The 22822-nt window shown below is 49.8% G+C and carries 18 protein-coding genes and 2 pseudogenes; 13 read left to right on the top strand and 7 right to left on the bottom strand.

What is annotated here, in order from left to right; all coding sequences use genetic code 11:
* Positions 1-260: 260 nt before the first annotated feature.
* Positions 261-527: a putative hemolysin gene (locus tag A31E_RS14585; protein WP_001200698.1), complete on the top strand. Its 267-nt coding sequence runs from the start codon at positions 261-263 to the stop codon at positions 525-527.
* On the opposite strand, the gene hslJ is transcribed toward A31E_RS14585, so the two are convergent.
* Positions 524-946 carry a heat shock protein HslJ gene (gene hslJ, locus A31E_RS14590; RefSeq protein WP_001516437.1) on the bottom strand — a complete coding sequence of 141 codons (423 nt, stop codon included), beginning with the start codon at positions 944-946 and terminating at the stop codon, positions 524-526. The genes A31E_RS14585 and hslJ overlap by 4 nt on opposite strands.
* A 157-nt stretch (positions 947-1103) precedes the next feature.
* On the bottom strand, positions 1104-2093 hold the full coding sequence (gene ldhA / locus A31E_RS14595) for a D-lactate dehydrogenase (protein ID WP_000762228.1): 990 nt from the start codon (positions 2091-2093) through the stop codon (positions 1104-1106).
* Positions 2094-2300: 207 nt separating this feature from the next.
* Between ldhA and A31E_RS14600 the strand changes: the two genes are divergently transcribed.
* From A31E_RS14600 to A31E_RS14615, 4 genes are all read left to right on the top strand, one after another.
* Entirely contained in the window at positions 2301-4937 is a 2637-nt protein-coding gene (locus A31E_RS14600) for a YdbH family protein (protein WP_016248727.1), read from the top strand.
* Complete coding sequence (locus A31E_RS14605) at positions 4937-5122, top strand: YnbE family lipoprotein (RefSeq protein ID WP_000699961.1); 186 nt, start codon at positions 4937-4939, stop codon at positions 5120-5122. The genes A31E_RS14600 and A31E_RS14605 overlap by 1 nt, the downstream gene beginning before the upstream one ends.
* A 7-nt stretch (positions 5123-5129) precedes the next feature.
* Entirely contained in the window at positions 5130-5453 is a 324-nt protein-coding gene (locus A31E_RS14610) for a YdbL family probable chaperone protein (RefSeq protein ID WP_001516435.1), read from the top strand.
* A 220-nt stretch (positions 5454-5673) separates the two neighbouring features.
* Positions 5674-6537 carry an aldo/keto reductase family oxidoreductase gene (locus A31E_RS14615; RefSeq protein WP_016248726.1) on the top strand — a complete coding sequence of 288 codons (864 nt, stop codon included), beginning with the start codon at positions 5674-5676 and terminating at the stop codon, positions 6535-6537.
* A gap of 40 nt (positions 6538-6577) precedes the next feature.
* Here the strand turns inward: A31E_RS14615 and azoR are convergent, their stop codons facing one another.
* Entirely contained in the window at positions 6578-7183 is a 606-nt protein-coding gene (gene azoR / locus A31E_RS14620) for an FMN-dependent NADH-azoreductase (RefSeq protein ID WP_000048921.1), read from the bottom strand.
* A gap of 200 nt (positions 7184-7383) precedes the next feature.
* Here azoR and hrpA point away from each other — a divergent pair, with 200 nt between their 5' ends.
* From hrpA to aldA, 3 genes are all read left to right on the top strand, one after another.
* Positions 7384-11286 (top strand): ATP-dependent RNA helicase HrpA, encoded by a 3903-nt coding sequence (hrpA, locus tag A31E_RS14625; protein WP_024193579.1) that lies wholly within the window; start codon positions 7384-7386, stop codon positions 11284-11286.
* A gap of 267 nt (positions 11287-11553) precedes the next feature.
* Positions 11554-12354 carry a DUF218 domain-containing protein YdcF gene (gene ydcF / locus A31E_RS14630; RefSeq protein ID WP_016248724.1) on the top strand — a complete coding sequence of 267 codons (801 nt, stop codon included), beginning with the start codon at positions 11554-11556 and terminating at the stop codon, positions 12352-12354.
* A 195-nt stretch (positions 12355-12549) separates the two neighbouring features.
* Positions 12550-13989, top strand: coding sequence for an aldehyde dehydrogenase (gene aldA, locus A31E_RS14635; RefSeq protein ID WP_016248723.1), 1440 nt, complete (start codon positions 12550-12552; stop codon positions 13987-13989).
* A 41-nt stretch (positions 13990-14030) separates the two neighbouring features.
* Here the strand turns inward: aldA and gap are convergent, their stop codons facing one another.
* Positions 14031-15032 (bottom strand): type I glyceraldehyde-3-phosphate dehydrogenase, encoded by a 1002-nt coding sequence (gene gap / locus A31E_RS14640; RefSeq protein ID WP_016248722.1) that lies wholly within the window; start codon positions 15030-15032, stop codon positions 14031-14033.
* Between the two features lie 188 nt (positions 15033-15220).
* Here gap and cybB point away from each other — a divergent pair, with 188 nt between their 5' ends.
* Both cybB and A31E_RS14650 read left to right on the top strand, forming a co-directional pair.
* Positions 15221-15751: a cytochrome b561 gene (gene cybB, locus A31E_RS14645; protein ID WP_000428995.1), complete on the top strand. Its 531-nt coding sequence runs from the start codon at positions 15221-15223 to the stop codon at positions 15749-15751.
* A 279-nt stretch (positions 15752-16030) separates the two neighbouring features.
* Complete coding sequence (locus A31E_RS14650; protein ID WP_000736410.1) at positions 16031-16204, top strand: YdcA family protein; 174 nt, start codon at positions 16031-16033, stop codon at positions 16202-16204.
* 72 nt (positions 16205-16276) lie between these two features.
* Here the strand turns inward: A31E_RS14650 and A31E_RS26070 are convergent.
* Both A31E_RS26070 and A31E_RS26420 read right to left on the bottom strand, forming a co-directional pair.
* Positions 16277-16389 (bottom strand): annotated as a pseudogene (locus A31E_RS26070) (Hok/Gef family protein).
* Positions 16337-16481 (bottom strand): annotated as a pseudogene (locus tag A31E_RS26420) (hypothetical protein). Before A31E_RS26420 ends, A31E_RS26070 begins: the two co-directional pseudogenes overlap by 53 nt.
* 199 nt (positions 16482-16680) lie before the next feature.
* Between A31E_RS26420 and A31E_RS14655 the strand changes: the two are divergent.
* Positions 16681-18321 (top strand): methyl-accepting chemotaxis protein, encoded by a 1641-nt coding sequence (locus tag A31E_RS14655; RefSeq protein ID WP_016248721.1) that lies wholly within the window; start codon positions 16681-16683, stop codon positions 18319-18321.
* Between the two features lie 37 nt (positions 18322-18358).
* Here the strand turns inward: A31E_RS14655 and A31E_RS14660 are convergent, their stop codons facing one another.
* The gene (locus A31E_RS14660) at positions 18359-19282 is read right to left on the bottom strand and encodes a LysR substrate-binding domain-containing protein (protein ID WP_000414559.1); all 924 of its coding nucleotides are present in this window, start codon (positions 19280-19282) and stop codon (positions 18359-18361) included.
* A 216-nt stretch (positions 19283-19498) separates the two neighbouring features.
* On the opposite strand from A31E_RS14660, the gene A31E_RS14665 reads away from it, so the two are divergent.
* Both A31E_RS14665 and opgD read left to right on the top strand, forming a co-directional pair.
* Positions 19499-20842 (top strand): 2-oxoadipate dioxygenase/decarboxylase HglS, encoded by a 1344-nt coding sequence (locus tag A31E_RS14665; RefSeq protein WP_016248720.1) that lies wholly within the window; start codon positions 19499-19501, stop codon positions 20840-20842.
* 225 nt (positions 20843-21067) lie between these two features.
* Positions 21068-22723, top strand: coding sequence for a glucan biosynthesis protein OpgD (gene opgD, locus A31E_RS14670; protein ID WP_071990832.1), 1656 nt, complete (start codon positions 21068-21070; stop codon positions 22721-22723).
* Positions 22724-22822: the final 99 nt, after the last annotated feature.

The raw sequence follows: 22822 nt of genomic DNA, 5'->3' as shown, positions 1-22822 counted from the left end.
CATTGCGCAAATGAGGGGCACACGAAAAAGCTGCGCGCCCAGTAGTTATCTCTCAATTTTAGCAAATGGCTTTCTGTTGCATTTTCGCTTTTGTGTCCCCCATATCCGCATAATGAATGTTTCGATCAAGCACCGGGCAAAAAATAGCGATAAAAAAGTAACAATGCGTTGCAACACACATAGTAGTTCTCGACGTAACCGCCTGGGCTGCCTATTATTTAGGGCGGTGTCGTTTGGCTTAAAGATTAGAGGAAGTAAAGATGCGAGCAGCGTTGTGGGTAGGGTGTGCCGCTTTATTGTTGTCTGCGTGTAGTAGTGAACCTGTTCAGCAGGCAACCGCGGCGCATGTGGCGCCTGGTTTAAAAGCGTCCATGTCCAGTAGCGGTGAAGCAAATTGCGCAATGATTGGTGGTTCGCTATCCGTTGCCCGTCAACTTGACGGAACGGCTATTGGGATGTGTGCATTACCTAACGGCAAACGCTGCAGCGAACAGTCGCTTGCCGCCGGAAGCTGTGGCAGCTACTAATTGACCAAATCTGCGAGTTTATAAGTTAATGTCTGTTTCGCGGTTGCCAGCGTCAACTGGTTGGCGGTCAGATCTACCTGCGCACCTTCTTTCAGCATTTCGCTGATGGTGTGATCGAGTTCGTTAAGCTGTGGGTTGGCACACATCATGCGGGTCATTGCCAGTCCTTTAACTTTCAGTTCTCCGCCCGAAAGTTTACCCTCTCCGCTAAAGCGGTTACACATGTTGCCGGAAATCATCATCTTTTCCCCAAAGCTGATTTCTGGCGGGTTTTTATCGCTGGCAACAGGTTGACCGTTAACACTTTCCAGTACAAACCGGTGATGCTGTAACTGTTCTGGCGTTACAGCAATTTTGTCATTACTTACACATCCCGCCATCAGCAGGCTTAGTGCGACTAGCGCGGCAACTTTCTTCATTTTAGTTCTCAACTTAAGGTATAAATCAGGTGCTGATTGCCGGATGCAACGCTGGGGCGTCTTATCCGTTCAACAAAACTTATTGTAAGAATAGTGGATGAAAGATCTTTGGGGATTATCTGAATAAGCTCCCCTGATTTGCAGGGGAGCAGCATGTTTAAACCAGTTCGTTCGGGCAGGATTCGCCTTTTTCCAGATTGCTCAAGTTTTGCAGCGTAGTCTGGGAAATACTGGTCAGAGCTTCTGCCGTCAGGAAAGCCTGGTGCCCGGTAAACAGTACGTTATGGCAGGCAGACAGACGACGGAACACGTCATCCTGAATCACATCGTTGGATTTATCTTCAAAGAACAGATCGCGTTCGTTCTCATACACGTCCATCCCCAGCGAGCCAATTTTCTGGTTTTTCAGCGCTTCAATTGCCGCCTGGGAATCAATCAATGCGCCACGACTGGTGTTGACGATCATTACGCCGTTTTTCATCTGATCAAACGCCGCCTCATTCAGCAGGTGGTAGTTCTCCGGCGTCAGCGGGCAGTGCAGGGAGATAACGTCTGATTCAGAGAACAGGGTCGGCAGATCGACATATTCCACGCCGAGCTCCAGCGCCGCCGCACTTGGGTATGGATCGAACGCCAGCAGACGCATACCGAAACCTTTCAGAATACGCAGCATCGCTACGCCGATTTTACCGGTGCCGATAACACCTGCCGTTTTGCCATACATGGTAAAGCCAGTCAGGCCTTCCAGAGAGAAGTTGGCGTCACGGGTACGCTGATACGCGCGGTGAATACGGCGGTTCAACGTCATCATCATACCGATAGCGTGTTCAGCGACGGCTTCCGGATCGTAGGCTGGAACACGGACTACTTTCAGCCCCAGCTCTTTTGCCGCGTCGAGGTCAACGTTGTTGAAACCGGCACAGCGCAGGGCGATATATTTAACGCCGTGCTTTTTCAGTTCTTCCAGCACCGGGCGGCTGCCGTCATCATTTACGAAAATACATACCGCTTCGCAGCCATTGGCGGTTTTGGCGGTTTTTTCTGTCAGCAGAAAGTCAAAAAATTCCAGCTCAAAGCCAAAGGACTCGTTCACCTGTTGCAGGTACTTCTTGTCGTACTGTTTTGTGCTATATACGGCGAGTTTCATAAGACTTTCTCCAGTGATGTTGAATCACGTTTAAGCTACTAAAAATATTTTACAAAAATTCAAATATAATTGAAAGCTGTGGTGATATTGAAAAATCCATCAACAACTATGCTTAGTGTAGGCGCAACCTTCAACTGAACGGTTAAACATGCCACAATACCGGTATTGAATGCTTAATTTTTCGCTAAATCAGGATATTAACTACCCATGTTGGGTAAATATAAAGCCGTTCTCGCGCTGTTATTACTGATTATTCTTGTGCCGTTAACGCTGCTGATGACGCTCGGGCTGTGGGTTCCTACGCTGGCGGGTATCTGGCTGCCGCTCGGTACACGCATTGCATTAGATGAAAGCCCGCGCATCACGCGTAAAGGTTTAATTATTCCCGATCTCCGTTATCTGGTGGCGGATTGCCAGTTGGCGCATATCACCAATGCCAGCCTTTCACATCCCAGCCGCTGGTTATTGAACGTTGGCACAGTGGAGCTTGACTCTGCTTGCCTGGCAAAATTGCCACAGGAAGAGCCCTCTCCGGCAGCGCCGAAAACCCTTGCGCAGTGGCAATCCATGCTGCCTAACACCTGGATCAATATTGATAAACTGATCCTTTCGCCCTGGCAGGAATGGCAGGGAAAACTCTCTCTCTCGTTGACCTCTGATATCCAGCAACTGCGTTATCAGGGCGAAAAAGTTAAATTTCAAGGCCAGCTTAAAGGGCAACAACTTACAGTCAGCGAACTGGATGTCGCCGCGTTTGAAAATCAGCCGCCGGTAAAACTGGTAGGGGAATTTACCATGCCGCTGGTGCCGGATGGGCTTCCTGTCAGTGGCCATGCTACCGCGACCTTGAACTTGCCACAGGAACCGTCACTGGTGGATGCTGAACTGGAGTGGCAGGAAAATAGCGGGCAATTGCTTGTGATGACACGGGATAACGGCGATCCATTGCTCGATTTGCCGTGGCAAATTACCCGTCAGCAATTGACGGTCAGCGATGGTCGCTGGAGCTGGCCGTATGAAGGTTTTCCCCTGAGTGGGCGATTGGGTGTTAAAGTCGAGAACTGGCAGGCCGGGCTTGAGAACGCGTTGGTCAGTGGACGCCTGAGTGTGCTGACTCAGGGGCAAGCAGGGAAAGGCAATGCGGTGCTTAATTTTGGCCCAGGAAAATTGAGCATGGATAACAGTCAGATGCCACTGCAACTGACCGGTGAAGCAAAACAGGCTGATCTCATTCTGTATGCCCGCTTACCGGCACAGCTAAGCGGAAGTCTGACTGACCCAACGCTGGCCTTTGAACCAGGCGCGTTATTACGTTCAAAGGGAAGAATCATCGATTCACTGGACATCGATGAAATTCGCTGGCCTTTAGCGGGGGTAAAAGTCACTCAACGTGGTGTTGACGGTCGCTTGCAGGCCATTTTGCAGGCCCATGAAAATGAACTGGGCGACTTTGTGCTGCATATGGATGGTCAGGCGAATGATTTTCTCCCGGATGCAGGGCGTTGGCAGTGGCGTTACTGGGGCAAAGGCAGCTTTACCCCGATGAATGCCACCTGGGATGTCGCAGGAAAAGGTGAGTGGCATAACAGCACGATTACGCTTACCGACCTCTCGACCGGGTTCGATCAGTTGCAATATGGCACGATGACAGTAGAAACGCCGCGCTTAATTCTTGATAAACCCGTTATCTGGGTGCGTGACGCCCAGAATCCGTCTTTTAGTGGTGCGCTTTCGCTGGATGCAGGACAAACGCTTTTCACAGGCGGTAGTGTGTTACCGCCATCAACCTTAAAATTTAGTGTCGATGGACGCGATCCGACGTATTTCCTCTTCAAAGGGGATTTACATGCTGGTGAGATTGGCCCGGTACGGGTGAATGGCCGCTGGGACGGTATTCGCCTGCGCGGCAATGCCTGGTGGCCTAAACAATCGCTGACCGTATTCCAGCCGCTGATCCCGCCAGACTGGAAGATGAATCTACGCGATGGTGAACTGTATGCCCAGGTGGCGTTTTCTGCCGCGCCTGAGCAGGGCTTCCGTGCAGGGGGGCATGGCGTGTTGAAAGGTGGCAGCGCGTGGATGCCAGATAACCAGGTCAACGGTGTCGACTTTGTACTACCGTTCCGTTTTGCCGACGGTGCGTGGCACCTGGGAACGCGGCGACCTGTGTCATTACGTATTGCTGAAGTGGTTAACCTGGTGACGGCAAAAAATATTACTGCCGATCTTCAGGGGCGTTATCCGTGGACCGAAGACGAACCCTTGCTACTGACTGATGTGAGTGTTGATGTTTTAGGTGGTAACGTGCTAATGAAACAATTACGTATGCCGCAGCACGATCCGGCGCTGTTACGGCTGAATAATCTCTCTTCCAGTGAACTGGTTAGCGCCATCAATCCAAAGCAATTCGCTATGTCAGGGGCATTCAGTGGGGCATTGCCGCTATGGCTTAATAATGAAAAATGGATTGTGAAAGATGGCTGGCTGGCAAACGCAGGCCCCATGACCTTGCGCCTGGATAAAGACACGGCGGATGCAGTAGCAAAAGACAATATGACCGCAGGGACTGCAATCAACTGGTTGCGCTATATGGAAATTAGCCGTTCATCGACAAAAATTAATCTGGATAATCTCGGTGTGTTAACCATGCAGGCAACGATCAGCGGTAATAGCCGGGTTGATGGTAAAACGGGCACGGTGAATCTTAATTACAGCCACGAAGAGAATATTTTTACGTTATGGCGCAGCTTACGCTTTGGCGATAATCTCCAGGCGTGGCTGGAACAGAATGCCCGACTCCCGAAAACGGGTTGCCCATCAGGAAATGAGTGTGAGGAAAAATAATGAAAATAATGATAACCGCGTTCGCGTCCTCTTTTATGTTGCTTGGTTGCACGCCGCGCATTGAAGTGGCTGCGCCGAAAGAGCCAATCACCATTAATATGAACGTTAAAATTGAGCATGAGATCATCATAAAAGCAGATAAGGACGTTGAAGACTTGCTCAAAACCCGTAGCGATCTTTTTTGAGGTAATGATGAAAAGAGCATTACTGATAATGGTGTGGACTGTTTGCCTGATGAGCAGCAGTGCGATGGCGTTAACCCTGAATGAAGCCAGAAGTCAGGGGCGGGTAGGCGAAACATTTAATGGTTATCTGATGGCACTGAAAACGGATGACGAAACGCAGGCATTGGTAAACGATATTAATAAAGCTCGTGCGCTGAGTTATCAGCAACTGGCCAGACAAAATAATGTCTCAACTGAGGAGATTGCAAAACTGGCAGGGCAGAAACTGGTCGCTCGCGCTAAACCGGGAGAATATGTGCAGGGGATTAATGGGAAATGGCTGCAAAAATAAAAAACGTAAAGCAGCGGTAATTAATTTCGTATTCAGAAAGATCAGTTACCGTTCAAAACGGTACAAATTATACCTACAGACCTCCGCCAGACTGATTGCGGCGCTGTTTTTGCTTGTTGGCGCTCGTTTTTACGCATCCGCATTCAATAGTCATTTATTCACTTTCCGTTCATTTCTATACTGATTTTTCTTAATCCGCTTTATTACAGGGCAGGGTGTTATGAGCAGCAACACATTTACTCTCGGTACAAAATCCGTTAACCGTCTCGGTTACGGCGCGATGCAACTGGCAGGACCTGGTGTATTCGGCCCACCGAAAGATCGCCATGTCGCGATTACCGTGCTGCGTGAGGCACTGGCATTGGGCGTCAATCACATTGATACCAGCGACTTTTATGGTCCACACGTTACCAATCAGATTATCCGCGAAGCGTTACATCCTTATTCCGATGACCTGACTATCGTCACCAAAATTGGCGCTCGCCGCGGTGAGGACGCCTCCTGGTTGCCGGCATTCTCTCCAGCAGAACTGAAAAAAGCGGTGCACGATAACCTGCGAAATCTGGGGGTGGACGTGCTGGATGTGGTGAACCTGCGGGTGATGTCTGACGATGGACATGGCCCTTGTTGTTGCATCTCAGCCAGCCTGATCGTGCTGGCTGAGATGCAACAACAAGGGCTGGTAAAACATATTGGCCTGAGCAACGTAACACCAACGCAGGTTGCAGAGGCGCGCAAGATTACAGAAATTGTTTGCGTGCAAAACGAATACAACATTGCCCATCGTGCGGATGACGAATTAATTGATTCTTTGGCCCGCGATGGCATTGCATATGTGCCGTTCTTCCCGCTCGGGGGCTTTACGCCACTGCAATCCTCCACGCTCTCTGATGTCGCAGCAAGTCTTAATGCGACACCGATGCAGGTGGCGCTGGCGTGGCTGTTGCAACGTTCACCGAATATTTTGCTGATCCCGGGAACGTCTTCCGTTGCGCATTTACGGGAGAATATGGCAGTGGGGGAATTAGCGCTACCTGATGATGTGTTGGCAACGCTGGACAGTATTGCGAAAAAGGCGAGTTAAGTAAAAAAGCCTCCCGCACTCGCGGTAGGCTTCTTAAAACTTATGCTGCAACAATTGCGTCAATTGCCGCTTTAGCGTCTGCCTGCGCTTTTGCTGCCATTTCCGGCCCGTAAGCGATACCTTCAGCAAAGACAAAGTTCACGTCAGTAATGCCGATAAAGCCAAGGAACGTAGAAAGATACGGGGTCACCAGGTCTGTAGGCCCATCCTTATGGATACCGCCACGGCTGGTAATAACAATGGCTTTTTTACCGGTTACCAGACCTTCAGGACCGTTCTCGGTGTAGCGGAAAGTAACGCCTGCACGCGCAACCAGGTCAAAATAGTTTTTCAACTGAGTAGAGATGTTGAAGTTGTACATCGGTGCTGCAATCACGATAACGTCATGCGCTTTCAACTCGGCAATCAGTTCATCAGACAGTGCCAGGGCTTCCTGCTGGCGCGGAGTCAGCGGCGCGTCACTCGGACGCAGAGCGCCAACCAGTTCGCCATCCAGCACCGGAACCGGATTTGCAGCCAGGTCGCGGACGGTGATTTCATCAGCAGTGTGCTTTTCACGCCATTGTTCAACAAAATAATCAGACAACTGACCAGACTGAGAGTACCCTGCCAGGATGCTGGATTTAAGAACTAATACCTTGCTCATGGTGTTTCCTTATAGATGTTTGAATGGGCGATGCCCTGTTGCTTGTTGACACTTTATTCACAATCCTGCCACAGAGATAGCGCAATATATCGAAGTCTATGTTCGAATTTATTGAACAACACATAAAAAGCCGCGATGTGGTACTCTATATCTATCATTTAAAAGAAAATTAATCAGGCACAACGCTGCCCTTTAACGTTATGACAGAACAACAAAAATTGACCTTTAACGCCTTACAGCAGCGGTTGGATTCGTTAATGCTGCGTGACAGACTGCGTTTTTCCCGCCGTCTGCATGGGGTGAAGAAGGTTAAAAATCCTGATGCACAACAGGCCATTTTCCAGGAGATGGCAAAAGAAATTGACCAGGCGGCAGGGAAAGTCCTGCTACGTGAAGCGGCGCGTCCCGAGATTACTTATCCGGACAATTTGCCGGTTAGCCAGAAAAAACAGGACATTCTCGAAGCGATCCGTGACCACCAGGTGGTGATTGTCGCCGGAGAAACAGGTTCCGGTAAAACGACGCAGTTGCCGAAAATCTGTATGGAACTGGGGCGCGGGATTAAAGGGCTGATTGGCCATACCCAGCCTCGTCGACTGGCAGCCCGTACCGTGGCGAACCGTATTGCGGAAGAGTTGCAGACCGAACCGGGTGGCTGCATCGGTTATAAAGTCCGTTTCAGCGATCACGTCAGTGATAACACGATGGTCAAGCTGATGACCGACGGTATTCTGCTGGCGGAAATCCAGCAGGATCGCCTGCTGATGCAGTACGACACCATCATCATTGACGAAGCGCACGAACGCAGCCTGAACATTGATTTCCTGCTCGGTTATTTGAAAGAGCTGTTGCCACGTCGCCCGGATCTGAAAGTCATCATCACTTCCGCGACCATCGATCCGGAACGCTTCTCTCGCCACTTTAACAATGCGCCGATTATCGAAGTTTCGGGTCGAACTTATCCGGTAGAAGTGCGTTATCGACCAATAGTTGAAGAAGCGGATGATACCGAGCGCGACCAGTTACAGGCGATTTTCGATGCCGTAGACGAATTGAGCCAGGAAAGCCCCGGCGACATTTTGATCTTTATGAGCGGCGAGCGGGAAATTCGCGATACCGCCGATGCGCTGAACAAGCTGAACTTACGCCATACGGAAATATTGCCGCTTTATGCGCGGCTTTCAAACAGCGAACAAAATCGCGTCTTCCAGTCACACAGCGGGCGGCGCATTGTGCTGGCGACTAACGTCGCGGAAACCTCGCTGACTGTGCCGGGTATTAAATACGTGATCGACCCAGGTACGGCGCGCATCAGCCGCTACAGCTATCGCACCAAAGTGCAGCGTCTACCGATTGAGCCAATTTCGCAGGCTTCAGCCAATCAGCGTAAAGGCCGTTGCGGACGCGTATCAGAAGGGATCTGTATTCGTCTTTATTCGGAAGACGATTTCCTTTCTCGTCCGGAGTTTACCGATCCGGAAATTCTGCGTACCAACCTGGCGTCGGTTATCTTACAGATGACCGCACTGGGGCTGGGCGATATCGCTGCGTTTCCGTTTGTTGAAGCGCCGGATAAACGCAATATTCAGGATGGTGTGCGCCTGCTGGAGGAGTTAGGTGCAATCACCACCGACGAACAACAAACCGCATATAAACTGACACCACTTGGTCGTCAGTTATCACAGTTACCGGTTGACCCGCGTCTGGCACGCATGGTGCTGGAAGCGCAGAAACATGGCTGTGTAAGGGAAGCGATGATTATCACTTCCGCGCTCTCCATTCAGAACCCTCGTGAACGCCCGATGGACAAACAACAGGCATCGGATGAAAAACATCGTCGTTTCCACGATAAAGAGTCCGACTTCCTGGCGTTTGTGAATTTGTGGAATTATCTCGGTGAGCAGCAAAAGGCGCTCTCTTCAAACGCCTTCCGTCGCTTGTGCCGCACTGAATATCTCAACTATCTGCGCGTGCGCGAATGGCAGGACATCTACACTCAGTTGCGCCAGGTGGTGAAAGAACTCGGCATTCCGGTAAACAGTGAACCGGCGGAGTATCGCGAAATTCATATCGCATTACTGACCGGTTTGCTTTCACATATCGGCATGAAAGATGCGGATAAACAGGAATATACCGGCGCACGTAACGCGCGTTTCTCTATCTTCCCTGGTTCTGGTTTATTCAAAAAGCCGCCAAAGTGGGTGATGGTGGCGGAACTGGTAGAAACCAGCCGCCTGTGGGGGCGCATTGCGGCACGCATCGATCCGGAATGGGTAGAGCCGGTTGCCCAACATTTGATCAAACGCACCTACAGTGAACCGCACTGGGAACGGGCGCAGGGCGCAGTGATGGCGACGGAAAAAGTCACCGTTTATGGGTTGCCGATTGTCGCCGCGCGTAAGGTTAACTACAGCCAGATTGATCCTGCGTTGTGCCGTGAACTCTTTATCCGCCATGCACTTGTAGAAGGTGACTGGCAGACACGTCACGCTTTCTTCCGTGAAAACCTGAAACTGCGGGCAGAAGTGGAAGAGCTGGAACACAAATCACGTCGTCGCGATATTCTGGTAGATGACGAGACGCTGTTTGAATTTTACGACCAGCGCATTAGCCATGATGTGATCTCTTCGCGCCACTTCGACAACTGGTGGAAAAAGGTTAGCCGCGAAACGCCTGATTTGCTCAACTTTGAAAAGAGCATGTTGATCAAAGAAGGTGCGGAAAAAATCAGCAAGCTGGATTACCCGAACTTCTGGCATCAGGGCAATCTCAAGCTGCGTTTAAGTTATCAGTTTGAGCCAGGTGCGGACGCTGATGGCGTGACCGTGCATATTCCGCTGCCGTTGCTCAACCAGGTGGAAGAGCGCGGCTTTGAATGGCAAATTCCTGGATTACGTCGTGAACTGGTGATTGCGCTGATTAAATCGCTGCCAAAACCGGTACGTCGTAATTTTGTGCCTGCGCCAAACTACGCCGAAGCGTTTTTAGGCCGCGTGACGCCACTGGAACTACCGTTGCTCGACAGTCTTGAACGTGAATTGCGCCGCATGACCGGCGTTACCGTTGACCGCGAAGACTGGCACTGGGATCAGGTGCCCGATCACCTGAAAATTACTTTCCGCGTGGTGGACGACAAAAACAAGAAGTTGAAAGAAGGGCGCTCATTACAGGAACTGAAAGAGGCGCTGAAAGGCAAAGTGCAGGAAACACTGTCTGCGGTCGCTGATGACGGTATCGAGCAGAGCGGCCTGCATATCTGGAGCTTTGGTCAATTGCCGGAAAGCTACGAGCAGAAGCGCGGCAATTACAAAGTGAAAGCGTGGCCTGCGCTGGTGGATGAACGTGACAGCGTGGCGATCAAATTGTTTGATAATCCACTGGAGCAGAAGCAAGCAATGTGGAACGGTCTGCGCCGTCTACTGTTGCTGAATATTCCTTCACCGATCAAATATCTGCATGAGAAGTTGCCGAATAAAGCCAAGCTGGGGCTGTACTTTAACCCGTATGGCAAAGTGCTGGAGCTGATCGATGACTGTATCTCCTGCGGTGTGGATAAATTAATCGACGCCAACGGTGGCCCGGTCTGGACGGAAGAGGGTTTTACTGCGCTACATGAAAAAGTGCGTGCCGAACTGAACGATACCGTGGTGGATATTGCGAAGCAGGTCGAGCAAATCCTCACGGCAGTGTTCAACATCAACAAACGTCTGAAAGGGCGTGTTGATATGACGATGGCGCTGGGGCTTTCTGACATCAAAGCACAAATGGGCGGTCTGGTGTATCGCGGTTTTGTCACCGGTAACGGCTTCAAACGGCTGGGCGATACGCTGCGCTATTTGCAGGCGATTGAAAAACGCCTGGAAAAACTGGCGGTTGATCCGCATCGTGACCGTGCCCAAATGCTGAAAGTCGAAAACGTCCAGCAGGCATGGCAACAATGGTTCAACAAACTGCCGCCAGCGCGTCGTGAGGATGAAGACGTGAAAGAGATCCGTTGGATGATTGAAGAACTGCGCGTCAGTTACTTCGCCCAACAACTTGGTACGCCGTATCCGATATCGGATAAGCGTATTTTGCAGGCGATGGAGCAGATTAGCGGTTAACGGCTGTTATTTGGCTGATGAATCTAAAACCCGGTAAGCGTGTGCTGCCGGGTTTTTTCTTTATAAGATCTGAAGGATTCACTCTATCGCAACATTGAACGATTTTGCTGAATTTTTATCAACAGTCTTTCCTCAAATACAGTATGAGTAAAACAAATATCAGGCTTACGAAGGAGGATAGAGAAAATACAACGTCTTCCTTTCAGAGTGCTCCGCTTCTCATTATTATCTCACGCAGTATTCTTAAGGGAACGAGAAGGAGGGACCATGAACATTAACCCGTTTCCGACGCTTTCAGCGACAACTATAGATGCCATAAACGTTATTGGTCGATGGCTGGCGCAGGATGATTTCTCTGGTGAGATGCCGTATCAGGCTGATTGCGTGATCCTCGCAGGTAACGCTGTTATTCCCACTATCGACGCTGCATGCAAGATTGCCCGCGATCAGCAAATTCCATTACTGATCAGCGGTGGTATCGGTCACTCGACAACCTTTTTATATAGTGCTGTCGCACAGCATCCACATTACAACACCATTCGTACCACGGGCAGGGCAGAAGCCACCATCCTTGCAGATGTTGCCCATCAGTTCTGGCATATTCCCCATGAAAAAATCTGGATTGAAGAACAGTCAACGAACTGCGGTGAAAACGCCCGCTTCAGCGTCGCGTTATTGAGTCAGGCCACAGAGCGCATTCACACGGCTATCGTTGTGCAGGATCCCACCATGCAGCGGCGCACGATGGCGACGTTCCGCCGTATTACTGCTGATAATCCCGATGCACCTCGCTGGTTAAGTTATCCAGGATTCGTACCACAAGTGGGGAATAACGCAGACAGTGTCGCATTTGTTAATCAACTGGAAGGATTATGGCCAGTTGAACGTTATTTATCGCTACTTACTGGTGAGCTACCACGTTTGCGTGATGATAGCGACGGTTATGGCCCCCGCGGACGTGATTTTATCGTTCACGTTGATTTTCCTGCAGAAGTCGCCCAGGCATGGCAGACGCTGAAACACGACGCTGTACTTATTGAAGCGATGGAAAGTCGTTCGCTACGTTAAAAATTGCCCGTTTGTGAAAAACCGTTGGCAAACGGGCATGATTCTTTACTTTTACTTCTGCCTTTTATTCCTTTCACACCTGTTTTTATGAAGCCCTTCACAGATTCGCCCTTCCACGATGCCGTTTCCGCAATGATTGATGTTTATTAACAATATACTTACCAAATAAAAACACAATAATCACAGGAGTCGCCCATGTCAGTACCCGTTCAACATCCTATGTATATCGATGGACAGTTTGTTACCTGGCATGGAGATGCATGGATTGATGTTGTAAACCCTGCAACAGAGACGGTTATTTCCCGTATTCCTGATGGCCAGGCTGAGGATGCCCGTAAGGCAATCGATGCTGCAGAACGCGCCCAACCAGAATGGGAAGCATTGCCTGCCATTGAGCGCGCCAGTTGGTTACGCAAAATCGCTGCCGGGATCCGCGAACGCGCCAGTGAAATCAGTGCACTGATTGTCGAGGAAGGGGGCAAAGTCCAGCAACTGGCTGAAGTCGAAGTGGCTTTCACTGCGGACTATATTGATTATATGGCGGAGTGGGCGCGGCGCTACGAGGGTGAGATTATTCAAAGCGATCGCCCGGGAGAGAATATTCTTCTTTTTAAACGTGCGCTTGGCGTGACCACCGGTATTCTGCCGTGGAATTTCCCGTTCTTCCTGATTGCCCGCAAAATGGCACCCGCTCTGCTCACCGGCAATACCATCGTCATTAAACCGAGCGAATTTACACCAAATAACGCAATTGCTTTCGCCAAAATCGTCGATGAAATTGGCCTTCCACGCGGCGTGTTTAACCTTGTGCTGGGGCGCGGTGAAACAGTGGGTCAGGAACTGGCGGGTAACCCGAAGGTCGCAATGGTCAGTATGACGGGCAGCGTCGCCGCCGGGGAGAAAATCATGGCAACTGCGGCGAAAAATATCACCAAAGTGTGTCTGGAACTGGGCGGCAAAGCGCCCGCTATTGTGATGGATGACGCTGATATTGAACTGGCAGTCAAAGCCATCGTTGATTCACGAGTCATTAATAGTGGGCAAGTGTGCAACTGTGCTGAACGTGTTTATGTACAGAAAGGCATTTATGATCAGTTTGTTAACCGACTTGGTGAAGCGATGCAGGCGGTGCGGTTTGGCAATCCTTCTGAACGCAACGACATTGCAATGGGGCCATTGATTAACGCCGCGGCGTTGGAAAAGGTTGAGCAGAAAGTGGCTCGTGCTGTAGAAGAGGGCGCGAGAGTGGTGCTTGGTGGCAAAGCGGTAGCGGGGAAAGGGTACTATTATCCGCCGACAATATTGCTGGATGTTCGCCAGGAAATGTCAATTATGCACGAAGAAACCTTTGGCCCGGTGCTGCCTGTTGTCGCTTTCGATACGCTGGAACACGCTATCGCCATGGCTAACGACAGCGATTACGGCCTGACCTCGTCGATTTATACTCAAAATCTGAACGTCGCGATGAAAGCCATCAAAGGGTTGAAGTTCGGTGAAACCTACATCAATCGTGAAAACTTTGAAGCGATGCAAGGTTTCCACGCCGGATGGCGTAAGTCGGGTATTGGCGGTGCGGATGGTAAACATGGTTTGCATGAATACCTGCAAACCCAGGTCGTTTATTTACAGTCGTAATGTGTAAAACAGGCGGAGGCATTTCCCTCCGCCTGTATCTGTCAGAGTTTGGCGAATTTTTCCAGGGTGCGAATAAGCTGGGTGACAAAGCCATATTCGTTGTCGTACCAGGCGACTGTTTTTACCAGTTGCAAATCGCCCACGGCGGTAATTTCCGTTTGGGTGGCATCAAACACCGAACCAAAATGGCTACCAATGATATCGGAAGAGACTATTTCTTCATCGGTATAACCAAATGATTCGTTATTGTTTGTCGCCTTTTTAAGTGCATTGTTCACTTCTTCGGCAGTCACTTTTTTACCGAGAATAGACACCAACTCGGTGACAGAACCCGTTTTTACCGGTACACGCTGTGCATGGCCTTTCAGTTTACCGCTCAGTTCCGGGATCACCAGACCAATAGCTTTTGCTGCGCCCGTTGTATGGGGAATAATATTTTCTGCCGCCGCACGTGAAGCGCGTAGATCTTTACCACGCGGACCATCCACCAGTGACTGGGTGCCGGTATAGGCATGAATCGTCGTCATCGTGCCGACTTCTATTCCAAAATTGTCATGGAGTGCTTTGACCATCGGCGCAAGACAGTTGGTGGTGCAGGACGCCACGGAAACAATGGTGTCGTTGCCATCCAGCGTGTTGTCATTGACGTTATAAACGATGGTTTTCATTTCACCGGCAGGGGCGGAAATTAACACCTTCTTCGCGCCAGCATCCAGATGTGCCTGCGATTTCTCTGCGGATGTATAAAAGCCGGTACATTCAACAATGATTTCTGCACCTTTCGCTTTCCACGGAATATTTTTCGCCTCTTTTTCGGCGTAAACCGCAATACTTTTGCCATCGACAATAAGTGAATCTTCAGTGAAATCAACGCTCCAGGGGAACGGGCCGTAGTTTGAATCGTGTTTTAGCAAGTAGGCGAGAATTTTCGGGGATGTGAGATCATTAATGGCGACAACATCTATATTGCTTTTGACCTCCAGTAATCGACGCAATACCAGTCGACCGATACGACCAAAACCGTTAATACCAACTTTACTCATGGTTTTCTCCTGTCAGGAACTCGTGGGTGAAAATTAATCCTTTCCAGGCTTAGACCAGGATGGTGGGATGAGCAATCTACATTCTCGCAGTGAAACGTAACCTACTGAAAATGGGTGAACAATATTTAATGAAATTTTGAGAAAAGCTGGTTATGTTAACAATAAATTGTTTTAAATCAGGAAATGTTATGGAAAATAAATACTCAAAGTTACAAATCGGTATTCACTGGCTGGTCTTTTTACTGGTTATCGCAGCTTACTGTGCGATGGAGTTTCGTGGATTTTTCCCGCGAGCCGATCGACCGGTTATCAACATGATCCATGTTTCCTGTGGCATTTCGATTTTCGTACTGATGGTGCTTCGTCTCGTGCTAAGACTGAAATATCCAACGCCACCAATTGTGCCTAAACCAAAGCCAATGATGACGGGGCTTGCGCATCTCGGGCATCTGGTCATTTACTTGCTGTTTATCGCACTGCCGATAATTGGCATGGTGATGATGTATAACCGTGGCAATCCGTGGTTTGCGTTTGGTGTGATGATGCCTCATGCATCAGAGGCCAATTTCGATCTGGTAGATACCTTAAAATCGTGGCATGAAACGCTGGCAAATCTGGGGTATTTCGTTATTGGGTTGCATGCCGCTGCTGCATTGGCGCACCACTATTTCTGGAAGGACAATACGCTTCTGCGCATGATGCCGCGTAAGCGTTCCTGACAACAGTAAAAGAAAACGCCTGTACTAAACCAGACCCGTGGTACAGGCGAAGAATACGGGTCTACATCGGAAGCACCTATTATATTTATTTGTATGACAAATAAAACCAGAATTCGTGTTTATATGTTTGCCTGGCCAATATTTAATCAAATTATCTTTCTATTAAGAGCGTTACTCAATTTCCCCCAATCCAATCTTTGATCTCCCTAAGTGAAATAAAAACTGTCCGGCGTATAACTTTTGTACCGAACATAAGATTCGGCAAACCATGGAGGTTATATGAAGAAGTTGTCATTTATTTTACTGATAGGATTACTGATGTCTTTTTATGCTGATGCAGGGCGAAAACCTTGTTCCGGTTCGAAAGGGGGGATCTCTCACTGCACTGCTGGCGGCAAATTTGTCTGTAACGATGGTTCTATCAGCGCATCGAAAAAAACGTGCACTAACTGAAAAGTAAAAAGGGGTGCCATGAGAAAATGAACCTGCCAGCCAGATACGCGGGGAAAACTCCCTGCGCTGCCCTTACCTGGACGTGCAGGCCATGAGGCTGCCACCTCCTTTTCACCGTCCCGGAACCGCAGTTCATAGAGCGTTTGTCGGGTCAGGAGTGTGAATGCCAGTATTGTGAAACAAATAATGAGCAGACACGCCACCTGGGGGGCGCTTCATAGCCTTTCTCTTTGCCGGATGGCGGGTAAGAGGCTAACATCCGAATTGTGTGGTTCATTCGTTGGCTTCGGTTGATAGCATTATCGATCGGGGCCTTCGTCCTTCTGATTCCCGGTTTCTTCATTCCGGCGGTAATAATCTCTCATCGCAATAATTGTTGTAAAAATGTGATATGAACAGGTTTTTGGCAGTAAGCAATTACCGTCAATTGCCGATGACCCTCTATCGGGAGTAAACCTGGAAGAGAGACCACGGTCATGAATACAACATCCTCACACCGCTCAGGCTTTTTACATCACATCAGATTGGTTCCGTTATTTGCCTGCATTCTTGGCGGCATATTATTTCTTTTTGCTTTGAGTTCAGCCCTGGCTGGATATTTTCTCTGGCAGGCTGACCGCGATCAGCGAGATGTCACCGCCGAGATCCAGATTCGCACGGGGTTAGCAAATAGCTCTGATTTTTTGCGTTCAGCCCGAATCAATATGATTCAGGCCGGGGCGGCGAGTCGGATCGCAGAAATGGAAGAGATGAAAAAAAATATTGCACAAGCAGAATTGCAGATTAAACAGTCGCAGCAAGGCTATCGCGCTTACCAGAATCGCCGTGTGAAAACACGTGATGATGAAGCTCTGGATGCTGAATTAAATCAACGTTTTCAGGCTTATATAACAGGTCTGCAACCCATGTTGAAATATGCCAAAAATGGCATGTTCGAAGCGATTATTAATCATGAAAGTGAGCAGATCCGAGTGCTGGATAATGTTTATAGCCAGATTTTAAACAACGCTGTTGAAATACGTAGCGCCAGAGCAAATCATCTGACGGAGCAGGCGCATCAGCGCACTCGACTGGGGGTGATGTTTATGATTGGTGCGTTTGTGCTTGCCCTGGTCATGACGCTGATGACCTTTATGGTTTTGCGTCGGATAGTGATTCGACCTCTGCAGCATGCTGCGCAACGCATTGAACAAATTGCCAGTGGCAATCTGACAATGGCTGACGAACCTTCTGGGCGCAGTGAAATTGGCCGTTTAAGCCGTCATTTGCAGCAAATGCAGCATTCGCTGGTGATGACTGTCGGGACGGTACGTCAGGGGGCGGAGGAGATTTATCGCGGCACCAGCGAAATTTCCGCTGGCAATGCCGACCTTTCTTCGCGCACTGAAGAACAGGCCGCGGCGATTGAACAAACCGCTGCCAGCATGGAGCAACTCACTGTGACAGTGAAACAGAATGCGGATAATGCCCACTACGCAAGCCGTCTGGCGCAAGAGGCTTCCATTAAAGCCAGCGATGGTGGGCAGACGGTCTCCGGCGTGGTGAAAACGATGGGGGATATCTCCAGCAGTTCCAAGAAAATTTCTGAAATTACCGCCGTGATCAACAGTATTGCCTTCCAGACAAATATTCTGGCGCTCAATGCAGCCGTTGAAGCCGCGCGGGCCGGTGAGCAAGGGCGCGGATTTGCTGTCGTTGCCAGTGAAGTGCGTACACTCGCCAGCCGTAGCGCTCAGGCAGCGAAAGAAATTGAAGGCCTGATCAGTGAATCAGTCAGATTAATTGGGCAAGGAGCTAATGAGGTGACGACAGCAGGGAAAACCATGAGTGCCATAATGGACGCTGTGGCGAGCGTCACGCATATCATGCAGGAAATAGCTGCTGCGTCGGATGAGCAAAGCAGGGGCATAACGCAAGTCAGTCAGGCGATTTCTGAAATGGATAAAGTGACGCAACAGAATGCCTCACTGGTGGAAGAGGCTTCTGCGGCGGCGGTATCCCTTGAAGAGCAGGCGGCGCGATTAACTGAAGCGGTAGATGTATTCCGTCTGACGAAACAGTCTGCGCCGGCAGCTCAACGAGTGGCGGGGGATTCAGTTAGTCTGGTAACGGCGTGAAAAGATTAAAGAAGGGATCTCAAGATCCCTTTACCTTTCAGAACGGCATTGATTTCCGAATGGCGTTAATCATTAGCTGACAGCCGGAAGAGAGCGTCGCATCTACGCGTGTTAGTATTCCAATAGGTTCGCCAGCACCCTGTCCCGAAACAGGCAGCGCCACCAGCGTGGCATGACGCAGATCGTCTTTTACTGCGCCAGAAGGGACAAACCATACATAGTCATATTCAACCGTAAGCTGACGTGAAAGAGAGGCTGAAAGCGTTTCGATACAACCCGAAGGAATTTTACAACCCTGGCTCTGTACTAGCGCATCTGAATGTTGGCGTGGTGCAGTGCCTTCCGGTGATACGACAACAGGCCATTCCAGTACCCGACTTAGCGTCACGTTTTCCTGCAGGAGTGGGTGATTAGGCCGGACAACCAGTTTCAGTGATTCGAGAAACAGCAATTCATAATTAAGCCCGGTCATCAGTTCAGGATCTGACATCCGGCCAACACCGATATCGATTTCTCCTGTTTTTAATCCGGCCAGAATCATGGTGTTACTCATGGTGGCGACTTGCAGAGTGGTCTCTTTTTGTTGTTGATGAAACTGACCGATAACGGAAGGCAAGATCCCCAGCGCAGCAGTAGGTAATGCACCAACTCTTACAACATCATTGTTAAGTCCTTCTTTACGATTAAGCGCCTGACCAGCGGTGTTGATGGCGTCAAGCACTCTGACTGCATGGGTTAAAAATTGCTCGCCGGGTAAGGTAAGTTGTGCGCCCTGACGTCCACGGTCAAATAAGCGAGCGCCCGTCAATTGCTCCAGTTCATTCAGTGTCTTAGAGAGCGCAGGTTGGCTCAGATTAAGGGTTTCAGCCGCGCGCCCCAAAGTTCCTTGTTGTGCGACAGCTACGAATGTATGAAGGTGGCGCAAACGGATGCGCTGACTAAACAGACTATTTTTTTCCATAAGCGATGTTAAAAACGAAGCGGTGCCGCTGACAAGTGAAGTTGTTTAATTATGATAACCTGATTGCAAAATATTATTAACATTTAAAGCAGTTTTGTTACCTTGGAATGTCCAGCTTTGCTGATTTCGCGGGGAGATCACAGTTTGTAAATTCTTCACACCAGAGTGAATGCAGTTACCTACACTCCAGATTATCGACCACTGGAGGCAGATATTATGGCGAACAGCATCACGGCGGATGAGATTCGGGAACAGTTTTCGCAGGCAATGTCTGCCATGTATCAGCAAGAAGTTCCACAGTACGGTACGTTGCTGGAACTGGTAGCTGATGTAAATCTGGCTGTGCTGGAAAACAATCCCCAACTGCATGAAAAAATGGTTAATGCGGATGAGCTGGCGCGACTTAACGTTGAACGTCATGGCGCGATACGTGTGGGAACTGCGCAGGAGCTTGCTACATTACGGCGGATATTCGCCATTATGGGGATGTATCCGGTGAGCTATTACGATCTCTCGCAGGCGGGCGTGCCGGTACATTCCACGGCATTTCGTCCTATCGATGATGCCTCGCTGGCGCGTAATCCTTTCCGGGTTTTTACCTCATTACTTCGCCTTGAGCTTATCGAAAACGAAACCTTGCGCCAGAAGGCGGCGGAGATTTTGCATCAGCGCGATATCTTTACCCCGCGTTGTCGACAACTGTTAGATGAATATGATCAGGAAGGTGGCTTTAGCGAAGCACAGGCGCGGGAGTTTGTGCAGGAAGCTCTGGAGACGTTTCGCTGGCATCAATCGGCAACGGTGGATGAAGAAACCTATCGCGCATTGCATAACGAACATCGACTAATTGCTGATGTGGTCTGTTTTCACGGCTGCCATATTAACCACCTGACGCCACGTACCCTGGATATCGACAGAGTTCAGTCGATGATGCCCGAATGCGGTATCGAACCCAAAATTCTGATCGAAGGACCGCCGCGCCGCGAGGTGCCGATTTTACTGCGCCAGACCAGCTTTAAGGCGCTGGAAGAGTCGGTCATGTTTGCAGGGCAAAAGCAGGGGACGCATACCGCGCGCTTTGGCGAGATAGAGCAACGCGGTGTGGCGTTAACGCCAAAAGGACGGCAACTGTATGATGTACTTCTGCGTAATGCCGGAACAGGACAGGATAATCTCACTCACCAACTTCATCTGCAGGAAACCTTTAGTGCCTTTCCGGACAGTGAATTTCTGATGCGACAGCATGGATTGGCATGGTTTCGTTATCGCCTGACGCCGTCGGGTGAGGCACATCGTCGGGCGATTCATCCCGGTGATGATCCTCAACCTTTGATCGAACGTGGTTGGGTCGTAGCGCAACCTATTACTTATGAGGATTTTCTGCCGGTTAGTGCTGCGGGGATCTTCCAGTCGAATCTGGGCAATGAAACGCAAATGCGCAGTCGCGGCAATGCCAGCCGGGAAGTTTTTGAACAGGCGCTGGGGTGTCCGGTGTTTGATGAGTTTCAGCTCTATCAGGAAGCGGAAGAACGCAGTAAACGCCGCTGTGGTTTGCTTTAAAATTCGGTGCATCCGACTTTGCAAAAATTTGCCTGATTTTACAAACGAATCAGGCTCTTCCCATCGACAGAAAAAAAATGCCAATTTGTGCAGATTCTCTGTGTCTAACAATTGGATTATTAATAAATATTGTCTAGAGTGAGCGGTTATAAACAAGCATTTTCTTGCCGCTGAATACGACCAGCGCGGGACCATTCACTACACCAGAAGGACTCACTTTCAGGTATGGATCGTAGACGATTTATTAAAGGTTCAATGGCTATGGCCGCCGTGTGCGGGACTAGCGGCATTGCTTCTCTTTTTTCTCAGGCTGCGTTCGCAGCAGAATCGGACATTGCCGACGGGCAAACCCAGCGTTTTGACTTCTCTATTTTACAGTCAATGGCGCATGATTTAGCGCAAAAAACGTGGCGAGGCGCGCCGCGTCCGTTACCCGATACGCTGGCGACAATGACGCCTCAGGCCTATAACAGCATTCAATACGACGCCGAAAAATCGTTATGGCATAACGTTGAAAATCGCCAGCTTGACGCTCAGTTCTTCCATATGGGAATGGGATTCCGTCGCCGCGTGCGCATGTTCTCTGTCGATCCGGCAACTCATCTGGCGCGCGAAATTCACTTCCGCCCGGAGTTATTCAAATACAACGATGCGGGTGTCGATACCAAACAACTGGAAGGGCAAAGCGATCTCGGCTTTGCGGGGTTCCGAGTGTTTAAAGCGCCAGAACTGGCGCGCCGCGACGTAGTTTCTTTCCTCGGTGCCAGTTATTTCCGTGCTGTTGATGACACTTATCAATATGGTTTGTCGGCGCGTGGTCTTGCGATCGACACTTATACCGACAGCAAAGAAGAGTTCCCCGACTTTACCGCTTTCTGGTTCGATACGGTAAAACCGGGTGCAACCACCTTTACCGTTTATGCGTTGCTCGATAGTGCCAGCATTACCGGTGCCTATAAGTTCACCATCCATTGTGAGAAGAGCCAGGTGATTATGGATGTTGAGAATCACCTGTATGCGCGCAAAGACATTAAACAACTGGGCATTGCGCCGATGACCAGCATGTTCAGTTGTGGTACTAACGAACGTCGGATGTGTGACACCATCCATCCGCAAATCCATGACTCCGACCGTCTTTCCATGTGGCGGGGTAATGGTGAGTGGATCTGCCGTCCGCTGAATAACCCGCAAAAATTGCAGTTCAATGCCTATACCGACAACAACCCCAAAGGGTTTGGTTTATTGCAACTGGATCGCGACTTCTCCCATTATCAGGACATCATGGGCTGGTACAATAAACGCCCAAGTCTGTGGGTGGAGCCACGTAACCAGTGGGGGAAAGGCACTATCGGTTTGATGGAGATCCCGACAACTGGGGAAACGCTGGATAACATTGTCTGTTTCTGGCAACCGGAGAAAGCAATTAAAGTGGGCGACGAACTGGCGTTCCAGTATCGTCTGTACTGGAGTGCGCAACCTCCTGTTCATTGTCCATTAGCGCGAGTTATGGCGACGCGTACCGGCATGGGTGGTTTTCCGGAAGGCTGGGCACCAGGTGAACACTATCCGGAAAAATGGGCGCGTCGTTTCGCCGTCGATTTTGTCGGTGGTGATCTGAAAGCAGCAGCGCCGAAAGGGATTGAACCGGTCATCACGCTTTCCAGTGGTGAAGCGAAGCAAATCGAAATTCTCTACATTGAACCAATAGATGGTTACCGTATTCAGTTTGACTGGTATCCGACCTCGGACTCTACCGAACCGGTTGATATGCGGATGTATCTACGTTGTCAGGGCGATGCCATCAGTGAAACATGGCTGTATCAATATTTCCCACCAGCACCGGATAAACGTCAGTATGTTGACGATCGCGTGATGAATTAATCGTCTTTTCTTCGGCACCTTCTTCCGGAGGGTGCCGTCTGGTTAAACACGATCCTGCTCGCATTTTTCCTTACGTTAAATGAGTAATCTGATGGTGTG

The sequence above is a fragment of the Escherichia sp. KTE159 genome, from assembly GCF_000408805.1.
Taxonomy (GTDB): Bacteria; Pseudomonadota; Gammaproteobacteria; order Enterobacterales; family Enterobacteriaceae; genus Escherichia; species Escherichia marmotae.
The sequence above is the reverse complement of the archived record's forward strand: the minus strand, read 5'-3'. Positions and strand labels throughout refer to the sequence as shown.

What these genes read in the sequence shown, in the direction of transcription:
- A31E_RS14655 (WP_016248721.1), top strand. Translation starts at nt 16,681, where the DNA reads ATGAATACAACATCCTCACACCGCTCAGGCTTTTTACATCACATCAGA.
- aldA (WP_016248723.1), top strand. Translation starts at nt 12,550, where the DNA reads ATGTCAGTACCCGTTCAACATCCTATGTATATCGATGGACAGTTTGTT.
- ldhA (WP_000762228.1), bottom strand. Translation starts at nt 2,093, where the DNA reads ATGAAACTCGCCGTATATAGCACAAAACAGTACGACAAGAAGTACCTG.
- A31E_RS14585 (WP_001200698.1), top strand. Translation starts at nt 261, where the DNA reads ATGCGAGCAGCGTTGTGGGTAGGGTGTGCCGCTTTATTGTTGTCTGCG.
- azoR (WP_000048921.1), bottom strand. Translation starts at nt 7,183, where the DNA reads ATGAGCAAGGTATTAGTTCTTAAATCCAGCATCCTGGCAGGGTACTCT.
- A31E_RS14605 (WP_000699961.1), top strand. Translation starts at nt 4,937, where the DNA reads ATGAAAATAATGATAACCGCGTTCGCGTCCTCTTTTATGTTGCTTGGT.
- hrpA (WP_024193579.1), top strand. Translation starts at nt 7,384, where the DNA reads ATGACAGAACAACAAAAATTGACCTTTAACGCCTTACAGCAGCGGTTG.
- ydcF (WP_016248724.1), top strand. Translation starts at nt 11,554, where the DNA reads ATGAACATTAACCCGTTTCCGACGCTTTCAGCGACAACTATAGATGCC.
- A31E_RS14610 (WP_001516435.1), top strand. Translation starts at nt 5,130, where the DNA reads ATGAAAAGAGCATTACTGATAATGGTGTGGACTGTTTGCCTGATGAGC.
- cybB (WP_000428995.1), top strand. Translation starts at nt 15,221, where the DNA reads ATGGAAAATAAATACTCAAAGTTACAAATCGGTATTCACTGGCTGGTC.
- A31E_RS14650 (WP_000736410.1), top strand. Translation starts at nt 16,031, where the DNA reads ATGAAGAAGTTGTCATTTATTTTACTGATAGGATTACTGATGTCTTTT.
- A31E_RS14600 (WP_016248727.1), top strand. Translation starts at nt 2,301, where the DNA reads ATGTTGGGTAAATATAAAGCCGTTCTCGCGCTGTTATTACTGATTATT.
- A31E_RS14660 (WP_000414559.1), bottom strand. Translation starts at nt 19,282, where the DNA reads ATGGAAAAAAATAGTCTGTTTAGTCAGCGCATCCGTTTGCGCCACCTT.
- A31E_RS14665 (WP_016248720.1), top strand. Translation starts at nt 19,499, where the DNA reads ATGGCGAACAGCATCACGGCGGATGAGATTCGGGAACAGTTTTCGCAG.
- opgD (WP_071990832.1), top strand. Translation starts at nt 21,068, where the DNA reads ATGGATCGTAGACGATTTATTAAAGGTTCAATGGCTATGGCCGCCGTG.
- hslJ (WP_001516437.1), bottom strand. Translation starts at nt 946, where the DNA reads ATGAAGAAAGTTGCCGCGCTAGTCGCACTAAGCCTGCTGATGGCGGGA.
- gap (WP_016248722.1), bottom strand. Translation starts at nt 15,032, where the DNA reads ATGAGTAAAGTTGGTATTAACGGTTTTGGTCGTATCGGTCGACTGGTA.
- A31E_RS14615 (WP_016248726.1), top strand. Translation starts at nt 5,674, where the DNA reads ATGAGCAGCAACACATTTACTCTCGGTACAAAATCCGTTAACCGTCTC.